Here is a 16,107-nt window from a genome sequence, read left to right as displayed (position 1 = left end):
TCCTCGGTGTTCTTCTGGTCTGGCTCGCGGCCGGGCACGCAACGCGCTCACGCCTCGATGGCCTGGTGGGCTGCGTTGGGTGCGTTGGGTGTGAGCGTGTGGTGCATCAGCGGACGAATCTCGTAGTCGGCCATGCGAAAGCGTGCGGTGGCGCGGCGGAACTGCCAGGTGAACCCGGGCCACAGCGTGGTGTTCTTGCCGGTCTTGGGGTCGAGGTACCAGCTCACGCAGCCGCCCTCCGACCACACCGCGCCCGCCAGCTTGCGTTGCAGCCCCGCGTTGTAGTCGCGCTGCGCGGGCGGGCGCACGTCGATGGCCTGCACACGCTGCTGGCCCATGGCCTTGAGCGCGCCGAGGATGTAGTTCACCTGCGACTCGATCATGAACACCATCGAGCTATGGCCCAGGCCGGTGTTCGGCCCCACCACCAGGAACAGGTTGGGGAAGCCGGCCACGGTGGTGCCCAGGTACGCCTCGGCGCCATCGCGCCAGGCGTCGAGCAGGTCGGCGCCGCGCTGGCCGAGGATGGCGCCGCGCGGAATCGGGTCGGTGGCGTGAAAACCAGTGCCAAAGATGATGCAGTCCGCCTTGCGGCGGGTGCCGTCGCGCATCACGATGGCGTCTTCGTCCACGTGGTCGATGCCGTGCGTCACCACATCCACATTGGCGCGCGCCAGCGCGGGGTAGTAGTCGTTGGAGATCAGCACGCGCTTGCAGCCGATGGTGTAGTCCGGCGTGACGGTGGCACGCAGCGCGGGATCGGCGATCTGCCGCTTGATATGGCGGCGCGCAATGCGCGCCACCACCGTCATCAGCTTGGGATGCACCACGAAGCCAAGCACGCGCGACTCCAGCGCCCAGTAGATGCCGGTGCGCATCAGCTTTTGCGTGAGCGGCAGGCGGCGGAACAGCCAGCGCTCGGCGGCTGACACCTTGCGATCGGGCTTGGGCATGATCCACGGCGGCGTGCGCTGGAACAGGTCCAGGTGCGCCACCTGCGCAGCGATCTGCGGCACGAACTGGATGGCGCTGGCGCCAGTGCCGATCACCGCCACGCGCTTGCCCGCCAGCGCGTAGTCATGGTTCCAGTGCTGCGAGTGAAACGCCTCGCCGCGAAAGCGCGCCAGGCCCGGGATATCGGGATAAGCCGGCCGGCTCAGGCCGCCCATGCCCGACACCAGCACGCGAGCCTGCACGCGCTTGCCATCGGCCATGTCGAGCTGCCACGTGCCGCTGGCGTCGTCCCACGCGGCGCGGCGCAGTTCGTGGTTCAGGCGCAGGTGGGGGCGCAGGCGGAACTGGTCGGTGCAGCGCTCCAGGTAAGCACGGATCTCCGGTTGCGGCGAAAACATGCGCGACCAGTTGGGGTTGGGCGCGAAGGAGAACGAGTACAGGTGCGACTGCACATCGCAGGCGCAGCCCGGATAGTGGTTGTCGCGCCATGTGCCCCCCACCGAGGCGGCCTTCTCGAACAGCGCGAAGTCATGCAGGCCTGCCTGCTTGAGGCGGATCGCCATGCCCAGCCCGGCGAAGCCGGTGCCGATGATGGCGATATCGATGTGCTCGGTGGGGCCGTGCCCCTCCGGTGACGGCTGGGCTGTGGATAACTCCGGGGGCAGGTCTGCTGGCGCATTCATAAGCTGTCTCTCGTGTCGCTGGCGTGCACGGCAGGGTGCCGCATTGCGTCGCAACATCATTGATTGTGACATTGATGAATGTCATCGTAGGCACGCCAGCGCCCCGGGTCAACTCGGAGATTTGAATCGCTATTCTAATTTTTAGCGGATTTTAGTGGTGTTTTGAGCGCATAAAACGGGCGAAAAGCGCGCTTTTCCGCACCGGAGGGCGTACCCACCGCTGCGTTTGAAACCGCCTCCTATCTGCCAAATATTGCCGAAAGGCGACGGTGGCTATCCCGGCGCGCGGCCCAGCAACCGCTTGCGCCAGGCGTTGGGGGTTTCCTGCGTCCAGCGTTTGAACGCATGGCTGAACGCGCTCTGCTCCGAAAAGCCAAGCAGCATGGCCAGCTGGGCGAGGCTGATGGCGGGGTCGGCGAGGTAGTGCTCGGCCTGCGCGCGGCGCACCCCGTCGACCAGCGCGGAGTAGTTCAGCCCCTGCGCCTGCAGCCGCCGCTGCAGCGTGCGCACCGGCAAGCGCAGGTGCGCCGCCACCGCCGCGATCGGTACCTCGCCCCGATGCAGCGCCGCGCTGATAAAGGCACGCGCCTGCGCGATCTCGCCGGCGCCGTCCGCCTGCAGCGCGCGCAGCTGGGCCTGGGCGATGCGCGTCATCTGTGTCTGCATTTGCGCATCGGCCTGCATCGAAGGGCGCGCCAGCAGCGCGGGATCGATGTGCATGGCGTGGCGCCCGGCGTTGAAGACCACCGGGCAGCCGAATACCCGGGTGTAATCGCCGGCGTGGCCACCGGGTGGCGGCGCGTGGGGGAACTCGATGCGCTCGGCAAAGAAGCCGTCGCCCAGCAGCCAGCGGGAAAAGCCGATCCACGTGGCCATGTGCAGCTCGTGCGCGTGGCGCGACAGCGGGCCGTGCTGCGCCTCCCACGTCATCCACGCGCCCTGCGCCGTTTCATGCAGGCGGGTGCGGCCGATATCGTTGGCCAGCACCTCGTAGCGGATGCCCTGCAGGATGGCCTCGCGCACCGTGGGCGTGGTCAGCACCACATAGCCCATCTCGGCATAGTGGCGCGGCCGGAACGCCGCGCCCGCGTGCAGGCCCGCCAGCGGATCGCCGGCGGCGCGCTCCAGCGCATCGAGCAGCGCCAGGTAGTGCGCAACGCCGATGCGCGTGGCGGGGCCGGCCGCGCTGTCGAGCAAGGCGGGATCGAGCCCTGCGAGCACGAGCTGGTCGGCCGGCGTGATGCCGGCGGCCTCGCCGTAGTCGAGCACGGTGCGCAGGTAGGGCAGCGACACGGTGCCGGGCGTCTCGGCGACGTAAGCAGCGCTGGCGATGTCGGTGATAGCAGCGGCGGGGAGCGCCGCGTTGGCGCGTGGCATCAAATCACCTGTCATGCGGGATCAAGACCGGGGCCCGATCTTTATCCAAACTGCGGCGAGCGTCAATGCGGGGTATCGGCAACGCGCATCGCAACGCCCGCGCAATGGACCCGCAATGCACCCGCAAGCAGACGGATCAGCGCAAAAAAGGAGACACACCATGCACACCCCAGCCACCGAGCTGCCCGCGTGCGCGCTGTCGCGGCGCGGCTTTCTCAAGATTGGCTTTGGCTTGTCCGCCGCACTCGCGTGCGCCGGCCTGGTCCCGGCATTGTCCGGCTGCTCGCCCGCGCACAAGGAACCCGCCACCGGTATGCAGTTCCTGCGCGACGGCGACGTGGCGTTGTTCACCGCCTTGCTGCCCGCCGTGGTGGCGGAGCTCGCCGAGCGCGAGCGCGGCCCGCGCGAACTGCAACTCGGCCAGGCCGTGCGCAATGTCGACGCCACATGCGCCGCCATGGATGCCAACGCGCGCGCGGAATTGCGCAAGCTGCTCGACCTGCTCGCCATCGGGCCGTTGCGCTGGGTGCTCGCCGGCGTGGGCCAGGACTGGAAGCAGACCGACACGCAGCAGGCACGCCACTTTCTTGCGCGCTGGCGCGCCAGCCGCTTCGCCACCTTGAATGCCGGCGCCGTGGTGCTGGTCAAGCTCTGCAGCGTGGGCTACTACCTGCTGCCGGCGGCGTGGGCGGGCAGCGGATATCCCGGCCCCAATCCCGCGGTCTTTCGTGCGCTGCACGCCTGAAATCCAATACACGAGTCCCTCATGGCCATTCCCGATATCTATAGCGCCGGCATCGCCGCCGGCTGGAACGTGGTGGACGGCGCCGCGCTCACCGCGCCGATTTCGCTCGACGCCGACGTGGTCATTGTCGGCAGCGGCGCCGGCGGCGGCGTGGCCGCCGAGATCCTCTGCGAAGCCGGTCTGCGCGTGGTGCTGGTGGAAGAAGGCGCGCTGCGCACCTCCGACAGCTTCAAGGACATGGACGAGGGCCGCGCCTATCGCGAGCTGTACCAGGAGGGCGCGGCGCGCGCCACTTCCGATGGCGCCATCGCCATCCTGCAAGGGCGCTCGGTAGGCGGCAGCACGACGGTGAACTGGTCATCGAGCTTTCGCACGCCAAAGGAAACGCTGGCGCACTGGGCCGCGCACCACGCGGTGAGCGGCCACGGCGCCGCGGACATGGCACCGTGGTTCGAGCGCATGGAGGCACGGCTGTCGGTGGCGCCGTGGGGCATGCCGCCGAACAACAACAACGATGTGCTCAAGCGCGGCTGCGACAAGCTGGGCTGGGAGTCGCACGTGATCCCGCGCAATGTGAAGGGCTGCTGGAACTCCGGCTATTGCGGGCTGGGCTGCCCGGTCAACGCCAAGCAATCGATGCTGGTCTCGACCATTCCCGCCGCGCTGGCCAAGGGCGCCACGCTGCTCCACCGCGTGCGGGTGCGCGCGCTGGAGCATGACGGCAAAACGGTCACCACGCTTGCCGGCGAAGCGCTGGGTGCCGATGGCCGCACGCCGTTGGGCATCGCGGTGAGCGTGCGCGCGCGGCACTACGTGGCGGCCGGCGGCGCCATCAACACGCCGGCGCTGTTGCTGCGCTCTCGCGTGCCGGACCCATATCAGCGGGTCGGCGTGCGCACCTTCATCCATCCGGTCAACCTGAGCGTGGCGGTGATGCCCGAACAGGTCGACCCGTACTACGGCGCGCCGCAATCGATCGCCTCCGATCACTTCCAGTGGAAGGATGGCGCCACCGGCCCGATGGGCTACAAGCTGGAAGTGCCGCCCTTGTTCCCCGGCATCAGCGCGGGCGTGTTCAACCAGGTGGGCGAGGCGCTGCGCGCCGACATGGCCGCGCTGCCGCATACCAACGCCATGCTGGCGCTGCTGCGCGATGGCTTTGTTGCGCAGAGCGAAGGCGGGCGCGTGCGCATTGCCGACGATGGCAGCCCGGTGCTCGACTACGACATCAGCGACTATGTCTGGGACGGCATGCGGCGCGCCTGGCTGAGCATGGCCGAGGCGCAGTTCGCCGCAGGCGCGCTGCGGGTGCGCCCAGCCCACCTGGACGCGCCGTACTACGACAGCTGGGCGCAAGCCAGGCAGGGCATCGCCACGCTGCCGCTGGCCAAGTTCCGCGCCGCGTTGTTTACCGCGCACCTGATGGGTGGCTGCGCCATGAGCGACCAGCCGCAGGACGGGGTAGTCGACAGCCATGGCCGCCATCACCAGCTGGCCAACCTGTCGGTGCTGGACGGCTCCGTGTTTCCGACCAGCATAGGGGCGAATCCGCAACTGTCTGTTTTTGCACTCAGCGCGCAGAACGCCCAGGCGCTGGCAGGGCAGCTGGCCCGATGAGCGCCGCTCGCCGCTGCGCGCGGCGGCGGGCCTTGGCCCGCAGGCCCCGCCCCCCTTTAGCAGGGAAGCAAAATCCGGCATGGCGCGCGCGGCACGCAGGCACAATCCAATCCAATTAGAGGCAACGCTCCAAAAATGCACTTGTGAAACGCGCGCAGCGCTCGCTAGGCTCCGTACAACTGTTTCAAGCATCCGTTTGCCGTCAGAGCAGGGAGCTGCTGCAGTGTGTGGAGTTTTGCTGGGGTTGTACGGCATGACCATAAGAGAGACGCCCCCTATGAAGACCGGAAAAGGCACGGCAGGAGACACCAAGGCCCGCATTCTGGACGCCACCGAACGCTTGTTCATCGAGGTTGGCTACGAAGGCACCTCGCTACGGCAAGTGACATCGCGCGCGATCGTCAATCTGGCCGCGGTCAACTACCACTTCCGCAGTAAAGACATCATGATGCAGGCGGTCCTGGGCCGCCGGCTCGATCCGCTCAACACGCGCCGCCTGGCGCTGCTCGATGCCTGCGAGGCGCGCTGGCCGGGCGCGCAGATCCGCTGCGAACACGTGATGGGTGCGCTCTTCGTGCCCGCGCTGCAAATGGCGCGCGAGCCCGACGTGGGCGGCCCGTCGTTCCTGCGGCTGCTCGGGCGCGTGTATTCCGATACCTCGCCATTCATCCAGTCTTATCTGCTCGGCCATTACGCGCCGGTGTTCGGCCGCTTCTCCGACGCCTTCGCCCGCGCGCTGCCCGAGATACCGCCGCAAGAACTGGGCTGGCGCCTGAACTTTGCGCTCAAGGCGCTGGCCGGTGTGCTGGCCGGCGAGGAACTTGGCAACCTGCTGCCGGCCTTCACGCAAGGCAAGGACCTGAGCGACGCGCACGTGCTCGCCCAGTTGAGCGCGATGGTGGTGGCTGCGCTCAAGGCACCCGTGCCCGCCAGCCAGCAACTGTGCGCGCTGCAGGATGTATTCCAGATCGGCGAGACCCAGCATGCTGAAGAGCATGCCGAGCAAGCCGCGCTCAATGCCCTGGTGGCAGAGCAGGCGCAACGCGCCGACACCCTTTCCGCTACCGTGCGCAAGACACGCCGCGCGGCACGCAACGAGGGCGCGACACGCGCCGCCGTCACCAGCATGGCGGTGCGCGGCGCGCGCGAGCACCCCATCGTCTTCCCGAGCAATCCGCTCGACGACTGGATGCGTACCCGCTCCAGAACCTAGCGGCGCGCCGGCGCCGGTCAACAGCCGGCGCGGGCCTGGCCGCCTCCAGGAACCCGAGTTGCGAGAGCCCTGCTTGCGCCAGGCATCCGGCCGTCCTTAGCCCGGCATTTCCGCAGCGATCCGCACTCAGGCATTCCGTTCTCGACGACACCACGCGTGCGCCCCGCGCATGCGGTGGACCGCTGTCGCCCGCGTTTTCCGTGCGGGCCGACGCCACAACAGGAGATCCGCATCGTGAAAGCCTTGTATCCCCACGCGCTTGGCGCACCCGTATCCGCATTGAGAAAGCCATTGGCCTTGCTGCGCCACCTCGCAGCCGCCTGCGCCTTCATCTTCATCTTCGCGTTCGCGTTGCCGGCACTCGCACAAACGCAGCCACAGGCTCCCGCCGGCTCTGGCACCGGCACCGCCTACGACGGGCTCACGGCGCAGCAGCAAGCCGCGCTGCTGTCCAGGCAGATCGCCAGCGGGGAACTGGCGAAGCTGCCCGACGAGCAACTGCTTGCGGCCATCAACGCGCTGCAGCCCGAGGCCGCGCTGCTGTGGGCCAAGACCGAGATGAACCGCTACCCCGAGTACGAGTACTGGATGACGCGCCAGGAGCGCCTCAACGGCCAGTGGCAAGACCAGCCCGCGCGCATGATGATCCGCTACCGCCACGCGCCGCGCCAGCTCTATGCGAAGTGGCTGCCGGGCGGCAGCCAGGCCGGCCAGGAAATCCTCTACGACGAGACGCAGCGCAAGGATGAGATGTACGGCCACCTCGGCGGCATGCTGGGGTTCACCTCGATGTGGATCGCGCTTGACGGCACCATCGCGCGCGCGCAGTCCAACCACACGGTGCGCGACCTGGGCTTCCAGTACGTGGTGTCGATGCTGGAGCGCGATGCCAGGTCGCTGCGCGCCGCCGGGCTCACGGAGAAGTTCACGCGCGCGGACATCGTGCAGGAGCAGGGCATACGGATGGTCGCGCTCACCTGGGACCTGCCGGCCGGTGCGCCACGCTATTACGCCAAGCGGGTGCAGCTGATGCTGGACCTGAAGAACCCCTGGCCACGCGTGGAAACCGCCTGGGATGCCGAGGGCAACATGGTCGAGAAGATTGTCTTCGAGAAGGCGGTGCGCAAGACCTTCGACGCGAGCGCCTTCGATGTGAAAAACGGCGACTACAAGTTCTGATGCCGCATCACCGTGCCCGACAGGCAGCGCCGCGCGCGTTTGAATCCGCTTGCGCGGGCACGCGCGCAGCGGTTTGAACAAACGGCGCGAGCGCTTGCGCAGCGGTGGCAAGGGCACGGCGCGCCATGTTTGGAACGCGCGCTCTATTGACGCTCGCTTGCCCCGGCAGCGAGAGTCGCTGCACGGAAAAGAACGATGCGTTGCAAGTGATACCGGTGATGCCGGCACGAAAGACAAAAACAAGACCGATAAGAAGGAGACAAGCCATGGCCCGTTTTCATGTATCCAAAGGCCTTGCAGCGATGGCTGGCACGAGCCTCGCACTGACGCTCGCCGCATGTGGCGGCGATGGGGTGCCCGGCCCGGGCAAGGCGGATGCCGCGTCTTGCTCGAGCACCGGCACCTGCCCTGCCACGGGGCCCGCCACTACCACCTCGGCCGCCGCGCCGTTGTGCCCCGCCTCGCTCGACTACGCGACGGTGTTCACCGGCGGCTCTGGCGGCGGCGAGCTCGTCAAGATGCAGTTCGATACCAGCGCGATGACCTACACGCTGCAGATCATCGAGTCGCCGGTGCCCAAGATCACCAACAGCGTCTATCCGACGCGTGCCGGCGTGACCTTCACCGGCAAGATCGCTAACCTCAAGTCGCTGCCCACGGCGGAACAGAATCGCTGCGCACTGGCATTACAGAGCGCGACGCCGTCGGACAGCGCCTCGCAGGCCCTCATCGACCCCGCCAACCCGCCCGTGATTTTTGTCGGCAACGGCGTGGCGGGCGGTGGCATTCCCGGCGCCACCATCTCTTATCAAGGCGTCGCCGGGCTCGGCGTGATTCCGGCGAAGACGTTTCCAATCTATCCGGTGCTGGCGTTTGCGCAGACCGAGACCGACTTCACCAAGGTGGCGGGCACGTACAACCTGCTGGGCTACCACGTGGTGCCATCTGGCGGCAGCCTGAGTCCGAGCGGCAACTTCCTGCCGGCCACCGCGCAGACGGTCGAGACCTTGAACGCCGACGGCACCTGCACCGCCGCCAGCGGCAGCTGCCGCTCCACCGGCAACCCGTGGAAAACACGCACGCAGAACGACGGTGCATTCGAAAGCGCGAACTACGGCGCCAACAAGCAGTACCCGTACTTCTACACTTCGTCGTTCACGGCGGGCAACGGCAGCAAGGCCAAGGGGATCATGGTCGTCGGCAAGCTGGGCGGCCAGCAGGTGCCGCTATTGATCCGCACCGGCTACGCGCGCATCAGCCTCAACCCGCTCGACTTCGAGCTCAACGTTGACGACGAGTCCGGCCTGGCCCTGCTGGCGCCCACCACCAACCTCACCAACGCGCAGCTCAACGGCGGCTACGTGGGCTCGGGCAGCGACCTGGCCTACACCTCGTCGATCGTGCAGGGCAATGCGGTAGGGCTGATCGATCCGCTCACCATGAACGCCAAGGGCGGCTACCAGCTCGACCTCGCGCAGGCCAAGCCCGGCGTGGTGACCACGGTGGACAACAGCGGCACGCCCGGTGCGCTGATCTCGACCGGCCACGTGTTCGCCCACCTTGCCGGCGCCGCCGGCAGCATTGCGACGTTCCGCGTAAGCGTATTCGCGAGCCCCTGAGTGGGCCCCTGAATGGCCCCCCCGACCACGAAGAATAAACAGAGAAGCACCACGCGCGACACAGCGCTTCAGGAGACAAGCATCATGCATCTGCACCCTTTGCAGCACGGACAGCATCCGCAGCGTAGGCCTTGGAGGAATCATCATGGACAGCGGATCCTGCGCTACGGCGCGGCACTGCTGGGTGCCGCGATAGTTGCCGCGTGCGGCGGCGGCGATGGCGGCGGCGGCGGCGGCGGCGGCGGTGGCAGCACCGCCGCGAGCACCAGCTCCGCCCCGGCCATACCGGTGCGGCTGTGTCCCGCGGCGCTCGACTACACCACCACCTTCACCGGTGGCACCGGCTCGGGGGAACTGGTCAAGGTGCAGATCGACACCACCAGGAAGACCTGGCAAGTGACCTTCCTCGACTCCTCGGTGCCGCGCACCACGGGCACGGTCCTGCCGACCCGCAGCGACACCACCAGCGGCCAGAACGTGATGACGGGCACGCTGTCGCAGGAAACAGGCCTGCCTACCGACAAGCTCAACCAGTGCGCGTTCCAGCTCAACGGCGCAAGCCTGGACCCGAACCGCCCGGCGCGGCTGTTCGTTGGCGAGGGCGTGGCCGGCGGCACCATTCCCGGTGCGCGCATCCAGTTCAATGGTGTCCTGGGTGCGGGGGCCGTGCCGGATACCACCTTCCCGTATTTCCAGTTCATCGGCTTCGCGCAGACTGAGACCGACCTCACCAAGATCGCTGGCCAGTACAACGGCTACGGCTTTCACGAGGTGCCGTCGAAAAACTTCCAGACGGTGGCGCAGGACTACCGCATGGCGCTGGCGGCCGACGGCTCGTTCCAGGTGTGCGACAACAAGACGGGCGGCACCTGCTCGCAAAAGGGCAAGAACTTCGTGCCCCAAGCCAACGGCAGCCTGATGTCGGCCAACTACAAGGGTGAGATCGATCCGCCCACGCTCGGTGCCACGCTGGGCCGTGCATACCTGATCGTGGGCAAGCTGCGTGGCCAGCTGGTCCCAGTGATGATCCGCGTGGGCTACGCCAACGGCTCGATCACCAACGGCATGCCGCTGGGCGCCGACGACGAGATCGGCATCGGCATGATGGCGCCGGCCATCGCCGTGACGCAGGGCACGGTCAACGGCGAGTACGTCGGCGTGGACAGCAACTTCGACTATCGCACCACCGCGCTGGTGGCAGCGGACGCGGCCATGCTCGACCCGTTCCACCCGTCGGACGCCTCGCTCGCCACGGCGCTCAAGCTGGACTTCTCGCAGCAGCTGGCCGGCGTGGTCACCACCACGCGCAAGGATGGCGCGGCGGGCAGCCCCACCGGCAAGTTCATCTTCACCGGCGGCGTGTTCGGCTTCCTCGAGTCGCGCAGCGGCAGCCCGTACTTCACCATCGGCGCCTTCGTGCAATGACGGCCATGCAATCCAACTTATTCCGGGAAGACAAGATGACGAAGAATGCCTTTCGTTTGGCAGCGCCATTGCTGATCGCGGCGCTCGCCTGGCTGGGCGGCATGCCCACAGCCCATGCACAGAAAGCCGGTGACAACGTCGTCGCTGCCGGCTGGTTCCACATCAACACCAGCGGCAACAGCAGCCCGTTCACCACCAGCGTGATCGATGCGCCCATCAACGGCCCGCTAGGCCTGCCGTCGTCATTCACGGCGCCGGGCAGCAGCATCAGCACTTCCAACGCGGACACGCTGGGGCTGACCTTCAGCCACTTTTTCACGGACCACATCGCGCTCACGGCTGTGGGCGGCATTCCGCCCAAGTTCAAGCTTTACGGCCACGGCAACCTGATTCCGCCGGGCCCGGCGGGCGCGCTGGGGCAGCAGCCGCTGGGCGACCCGAGCCTGAACCCGATCATCACCAGCGCGCGCCAGTGGAGCCCGGCGACGATGGTGCAGTACCACTTCTTCGAGCCTACCGCGCGCGTGCGTCCTTTCCTGGGCATCGGTGTGTCGTACAACTTCTTCACCAACATCGAGCTCAACCCGGCATTCGCCGCCTCGGTCAACAACAACCTGGGCGCCACGCTGGCCGCCGGCGCCGGCAAGCCGGGGCCGACTTCGGTGGAGGCCAAGGCGTCGAATTCGTTCGCGCCGGTGTTCAACATCGGCGGCTCCGTTGCGATCACGGACCAGTGGGGCCTGACCGCATCGGTCACCTACATTCCGCTCAAGACGACGTCATCGATGATCATCAAGGCGTCCGACGGCACGGTGTTGTCCACCTCCAAAGCCACCATCAGCCCGAACCCGCTGATCATGTTTGTGGCGGCGACGTATAAGTTCTGAAGGGGCCAAAGCCGCTTGCGATGACGAGGGCTGTCGCTCCCTCTCCCACAAGTGGGAGAGGGGAGCAAACCAGCGCTAGATCAAGGCGTTCGAACTCTCGCGGCCGGTACCGTCACGGTCTTGCGCACGGGGCTTGAGAGCACCAGCGATGTGGTCACCGAGCCGTGGACCGCGAGCGTGTCGACCACGTGCTCCAGGTCGGCCGGATCGGCGATGGCGCAACGCACGATAAAGCAATGCGCACCGGTCACGCGATCGGCGCTCAGCACTTCGGGCATGCTCTCGAACAACTTCACATACTTCTGGATATAGGCGTGCGTGGTCTCGATATGGATGATCGCCTGCAGGCCGACGCCCAGCGCGCGCAGGTTCACCCGCGCGCCGTAGCCTTCGATCACGCCCGCGTCCTCCAGCTTGCGCACGCGCTCGCTCATGGCCGGCTGCGACAAGCCAATGCGCTTGCCCAGCGCGGCCAGGCTCTGGCGGGCATCGGCCTGCAGCGCCTCCAGGATCAATCGGTCTTTCTTGTCCAGCTCCATCCCATTCTCCTATGGCACCTGTTGCGCGCCGCCGATGATTCATCGGTGCGCGGTGCCGATTTCCGATGCCTTGCCATTCATGGCGATGGCGTGCCGCGATTATGCTGGAACTCAGTGCGGCTCAATGCGCAGCCCGATATCCTTCCGGAGGCAATATGCAACTCATCGGCATGCTCGACTCACCCTATGTGCGCCGCGTGGCCATCTCGCTGCGGCTGCTGGACCTGCCATTCGAGCATCGGGCAGTCTCGGTGTTCAGCACGTTCGAGCAGTTTCGCGCGATCAATCCCGTGGTGAAAGCGCCCACCCTGGTTTGCGACAACGGCGTGGTGCTCATGGAGTCCGGACTGATCCTGGACTATGCCGAGACGCTGGCCACGCGCAGCCTGATGCCCGCGCAGCCCGAGCAGCGCCAGCACGCCTTGCGCGTGATCGGCCTGGCGCTGGCGGCGTGCGAGAAGACGGTGCAGATCGTCTATGAGCGCAACCTGCGCCCGGCGGAAAAGCAGCACGAGCCATGGATCGATCGCGTGCAGGGACAGTTGCATGCCGCCTACGCGGCGCTGGAAACCGAACTGGCGGGGGCCGCGCTTCCCGCGGATGAGCGCTTGCTCACGCAGGCCGACGTGACCGCCGCCGTGGCATGGAGCTTCACGCAGCTGATGCTGCCGGCATGCGTCGAGGCGTCAGCGTATCCTGCGCTGGCGGCCTTCAGCGCCGCCGCCGAACGCCTTGCCGTGTTCAAGGACGCGCCGCAGACCTGATCCACTGCCGCGCGCCAGCCGTGCTTAGTGAGCCAGAGCCTGGGCGAGCGCGCGCAGCAGGCCAGCGCCGTCGCCGCGCCAGGCGCTGCCATGCATGCAAGCCAGGGTGGTCGGCTGCAGCAGCGCCATGCGTTCCAGCATGGCACCGGCGTTCGGCGTGTGGGAGAAGTAATCCATGCCGCGCCGGAACGCTTCGCTTGGCCCGAGGATGTCGGCTTCGGTGAGAGATGGGAGCTCGGCACCGCCCTGGCTGAACAAGTCGCCGCAGAGCAGCGTGCCGGTGCGCTCCTCCATCATGAGCCCGCACTCCCAGGCATGCGGCAAGTGCGGCGTATCGAACCAGCGCACGGTATGGCGGCCAAGCGGCACGGCTTGCCCGTCCGCCAGGCCCTGCGCGGGCCGGTCGGCCAGGTCGTTGACGGACACCATGGCGGCGACGGTGCCGCACAGCGGCGATGCGTGGGGCGCCGCCGCCAGCCATGCATTGAGCGAGCCGCACTCGTCGGCTTCCACGTGCGAAAAGGCAATATGACGCAGCCGGGCCGGTGCGATCACGCTGGCCACGGCTTCATGCACCAGCGGGAACATCTTGCGCAGCCCCGTATGGAACAACAGCGGCTCGTCGTCGACGATCAGGTACTGGTTGAAGGAGAAGCCGCCCGGCCCCCCGTCGATGTGGACGGGGGTATTGATCCGATAGATCCCGTCCGCGATTTCGTGGACGTTGGTGCCCGACCGGGCGTTGGTGACGGTCATCGTTGTCTCCTGGAAATCGTCTGGGCGCGGGGACCCGGCCGTCGGCGCCGGCCTGCTTCATTCTAGTCACTGCAACGCCACAGGCATGCCACCTTTTGCTTGGCCGGGCTGCACATCGAGCGCTCGACTGCGCAAAATTGGGGGCGACACGCTCGTGCAGCGCGGCGCACGACACCCTGCCGTTGCGCTGGGACGGCTAGCGCGCTACGTGCGCATGGCTTTCGCCATCTCGCTCGTGGCATGCCAGCCCAGCGCGACATACAGCGACCGCCCCATCTCGGTAGCGTGCAGGATCGCGTACTGGAGGTCGCGCCTGGCGAATTCATCCTCCGCCAGCTGCATGAGGCGGCGCCCCAGCCCCTGCTTGCGATGCGTTGCCTCCACATACACGTTCAGCACGTAGCCACGCTTGTCCTGCGTGGGATGGGCCGGATGCGGCGGCCAGTCGATCGCCATCAGGCCGATACCACCCACCGGCTGGCCCTGGTCCACCAGCACGAAGCCGAAGTAGCTGCCATCGCGCAGGCGCGGCACAAGCCACGGCCGGAACTGCTGCGTCATGGCCTGCAGGACCTCCTCGCCGCGCCCGGCCTCGCGGAACATGGATTCGCGATGGCGGCAGACCAGTTCGACATCATCGGCACCAAGCGGGCGGACTTCCATGGCGGGCTACCTTGGGGATTTGCGTGGGGGGTGGGAGAGACATCTGCGCGGCGCGCACCGCCATCCTAACGCAGTGCATTGCGATTCGGAAAACTTCCCGCCTACGCCATGGCACGAAGCCGTGCCATAAAAAAAGCGAAGCGCTGTTGGCGCTTCGCTTCGAGGCCATCCGGGCAGGCCGCACCGGATGGCAGGACGAACCCTTCTGCTTTACTGCGTGGTCACTGCCGGCTTGACGTCCACCGAGGCCACCGGACCGGTCTCGCTCAGGCCACCGCCAAGCGACCGGTACAGGTCGATGGCATTGTTCAGGCGCAGTTGCCGCGCCTGGATCAGGGCCTGGTCGGCAGCGAACAGCTGACGCTGCGAGTCGAGCTGGTCCAGCTGGCTGGCCACGCCGTTCCTGAAGCGCATCGTCGACAACTCGTAGCGCGCTGCCTCGGCGTTGCGCACCTGCTCCTGGCTGGTCACCTGCTCTTCCAGCGTGCCGCGCGCCACCAGTGCATCCGCCACTTCCGCGAAGGCCGTCTGGATGGTCTTCTCGTAGTTGGCGATCTGGATGTTCTTGCGCACGTTGGTCAGGTCCAGGTTGGACAGGTTCCGGCCGTAGTCGAAGATCGGCAGTACCAGCTGCGGTGCGAACGACCACGCGCCGGTACCGGAGTCGAACAGGCTCGAGAAGGTCGGGCTGATCGCGCCAGCATTGGCGGTGAGCGTAATGCGCGGGAAGAACGCCGCGCGCGCCGCGCCGATATTGGCGTTGGCGGAGAGCAGCAACTGCTCGGCCTGGCGGATGTCGGGACGCTGCTCGAGCAGGTCCGACGGCAGCCCTGCCGGGATGTCGCTGATGATGCGCTCGTCCGACAGGCGCATCGGTGCGGGCAGGTTCTCGATGGTGCCAAGCGGCTTGCCCACCAGCACCTCAAGCGCGTTCTGCGCCTGCGCGCGCTGGCGTGCCAGCTGCGCGGCCGAAACGCGGGCCTGCGCCACCAGCGATTCATTGTCGCGCAGGTCCAGCGCCGACGTGGCGCCCGCATCGAAGCGTTGCTTGGCCAGGCTCAGCGTGTACTCGCGCGTCTTCAGCGTGTTCTGCGCGAGCTCGTATTGCTCGGCGAAAGAGCGCTCGGACATGTAGGCCTGGGCGACTTCGGAGACCAGCGAGATCTGCGCGGAACGGCGTGCTTCCTCGGTGGCGAAGTACTGTGACAGCGCCGCGTTGGACAGACTGCGCACGCGGCCGAAGAAGTCCAGCTCGAACGAAGTCACGCCGGCGCCCGCCTGGAAGTACTCGGAGACAAACGGCTTGCCGGTGGCCGACTGCAAGGCGGGGGTGCGCGAACGGTTGAAACCGCCGGTGGCGTTCACCGTGGGCAGCAGGTCGGCGCGCTGCACCTGGTACAGCGCGCGCGCTTCCTCGATGCGCAGCGCAGCGGTGCGCAGGTCGCGGTTGTTCTCCAGCGAGGTGGCGATGAGCACTTGCAGGCGCGGGTCGCGGAAAAACTCGCGCCAGCCGATCTCGCTCGCCCGGCGGGTTTCGCCGGTCTTCACTTCGGCGGCCGCGTAGCCTTCCGGCGCGGCCGGGAAGCTGGTGGCCACCGGCGGGGCAGGGCGTTCATAAACGGGTGCCAGTGTGCAACCCGAGAGGACGCCCGCCACCAGCAACAGCGTGGTCAGTGTCTTTGTCAT

General features: G+C 67.2%; 14 protein-coding genes. 8 read left to right on the top strand and 6 right to left on the bottom strand.

Annotated elements, in window-relative coordinates; genetic code table 11:
- Positions 1-47: 47 nt before the first annotated feature.
- A complete protein-coding gene (locus AC1DQR_RS18645) occupies positions 48-1,637 on the bottom strand; it encodes a flavin-containing monooxygenase (protein WP_477133506.1) in 1,590 nt (529 codons plus the stop codon).
- A gap of 273 nt (positions 1,638-1,910) precedes the next feature.
- Entirely contained in the window at positions 1,911-3,014 is a 1,104-nt protein-coding gene (locus tag AC1DQR_RS18640; RefSeq protein ID WP_477133505.1) for an AraC family transcriptional regulator, read from the bottom strand.
- A 160-nt stretch (positions 3,015-3,174) separates the two neighbouring features.
- Between AC1DQR_RS18640 and AC1DQR_RS18635 the strand changes: the two genes are divergently transcribed.
- From AC1DQR_RS18635 to AC1DQR_RS18605, 7 genes are all read left to right on the top strand, one after another.
- Positions 3,175-3,759, top strand: coding sequence for a hypothetical protein (locus AC1DQR_RS18635; protein ID WP_477133504.1), 585 nt, complete (start codon positions 3,175-3,177; stop codon positions 3,757-3,759).
- 21 nt (positions 3,760-3,780) lie between these two features.
- Positions 3,781-5,376, top strand: a complete 1,596-nt coding sequence (locus AC1DQR_RS18630; protein WP_477133503.1) for a GMC family oxidoreductase — start codon at positions 3,781-3,783, stop codon at positions 5,374-5,376.
- A 277-nt stretch (positions 5,377-5,653) separates the two neighbouring features.
- On the top strand, positions 5,654-6,589 hold the full coding sequence (locus AC1DQR_RS18625; protein ID WP_416050044.1) for a TetR/AcrR family transcriptional regulator: 936 nt from the start codon (positions 5,654-5,656) through the stop codon (positions 6,587-6,589).
- Between the two features lie 351 nt (positions 6,590-6,940).
- On the top strand, positions 6,941-7,768 hold the full coding sequence (locus tag AC1DQR_RS18620; protein WP_477133542.1) for a DUF1571 domain-containing protein: 828 nt from the start codon (positions 6,941-6,943) through the stop codon (positions 7,766-7,768).
- Positions 7,769-8,034: 266 nt separating this feature from the next.
- A complete protein-coding gene (locus tag AC1DQR_RS18615; RefSeq protein ID WP_477133502.1) occupies positions 8,035-9,387 on the top strand; it encodes a DUF2957 domain-containing protein in 1,353 nt (450 codons plus the stop codon).
- 84 nt (positions 9,388-9,471) lie between these two features.
- Positions 9,472-10,812, top strand: a complete 1,341-nt coding sequence (locus tag AC1DQR_RS18610; RefSeq protein ID WP_477133501.1) for a DUF2957 domain-containing protein — start codon at positions 9,472-9,474, stop codon at positions 10,810-10,812.
- A 35-nt stretch (positions 10,813-10,847) separates the two neighbouring features.
- Positions 10,848-11,699 (top strand): OmpW/AlkL family protein, encoded by an 852-nt coding sequence (locus tag AC1DQR_RS18605; protein ID WP_416050410.1) that lies wholly within the window; start codon positions 10,848-10,850, stop codon positions 11,697-11,699.
- An 80-nt stretch (positions 11,700-11,779) separates the two neighbouring features.
- Here AC1DQR_RS18605 and AC1DQR_RS18600 read toward each other — a convergent pair whose 3' ends face one another.
- Positions 11,780-12,238, bottom strand: a complete 459-nt coding sequence (locus AC1DQR_RS18600; protein WP_416050041.1) for an Lrp/AsnC family transcriptional regulator — start codon at positions 12,236-12,238, stop codon at positions 11,780-11,782.
- Between the two features lie 155 nt (positions 12,239-12,393).
- Between AC1DQR_RS18600 and AC1DQR_RS18595 the strand changes: the two genes are divergently transcribed.
- On the top strand, positions 12,394-13,002 hold the full coding sequence (locus AC1DQR_RS18595; protein ID WP_477133500.1) for a glutathione S-transferase family protein: 609 nt from the start codon (positions 12,394-12,396) through the stop codon (positions 13,000-13,002).
- Between the two features lie 24 nt (positions 13,003-13,026).
- On the opposite strand, the gene AC1DQR_RS18590 is transcribed toward AC1DQR_RS18595, so the two are convergent.
- From AC1DQR_RS18590 to AC1DQR_RS18580, 3 genes are all read right to left on the bottom strand, one after another.
- The gene (locus tag AC1DQR_RS18590) at positions 13,027-13,758 is read right to left on the bottom strand and encodes an oxygen-binding di-iron domain-containing protein (RefSeq protein ID WP_416050039.1); all 732 of its coding nucleotides are present in this window, start codon (positions 13,756-13,758) and stop codon (positions 13,027-13,029) included.
- Between the two features lie 204 nt (positions 13,759-13,962).
- On the bottom strand, positions 13,963-14,421 hold the full coding sequence (locus tag AC1DQR_RS18585) for a GNAT family N-acetyltransferase (RefSeq protein ID WP_416050038.1): 459 nt from the start codon (positions 14,419-14,421) through the stop codon (positions 13,963-13,965).
- 210 nt (positions 14,422-14,631) lie between these two features.
- Positions 14,632-16,107, bottom strand: coding sequence for an efflux transporter outer membrane subunit (locus AC1DQR_RS18580; RefSeq protein WP_477133499.1), 1,476 nt, complete (start codon positions 16,105-16,107; stop codon positions 14,632-14,634).

This window comes from Cupriavidus sp. 05L411, from assembly GCF_056398045.1.
Note: the sequence above shows the minus strand (reverse complement) of the source record. Positions and strands in the feature narration are given on the sequence as shown.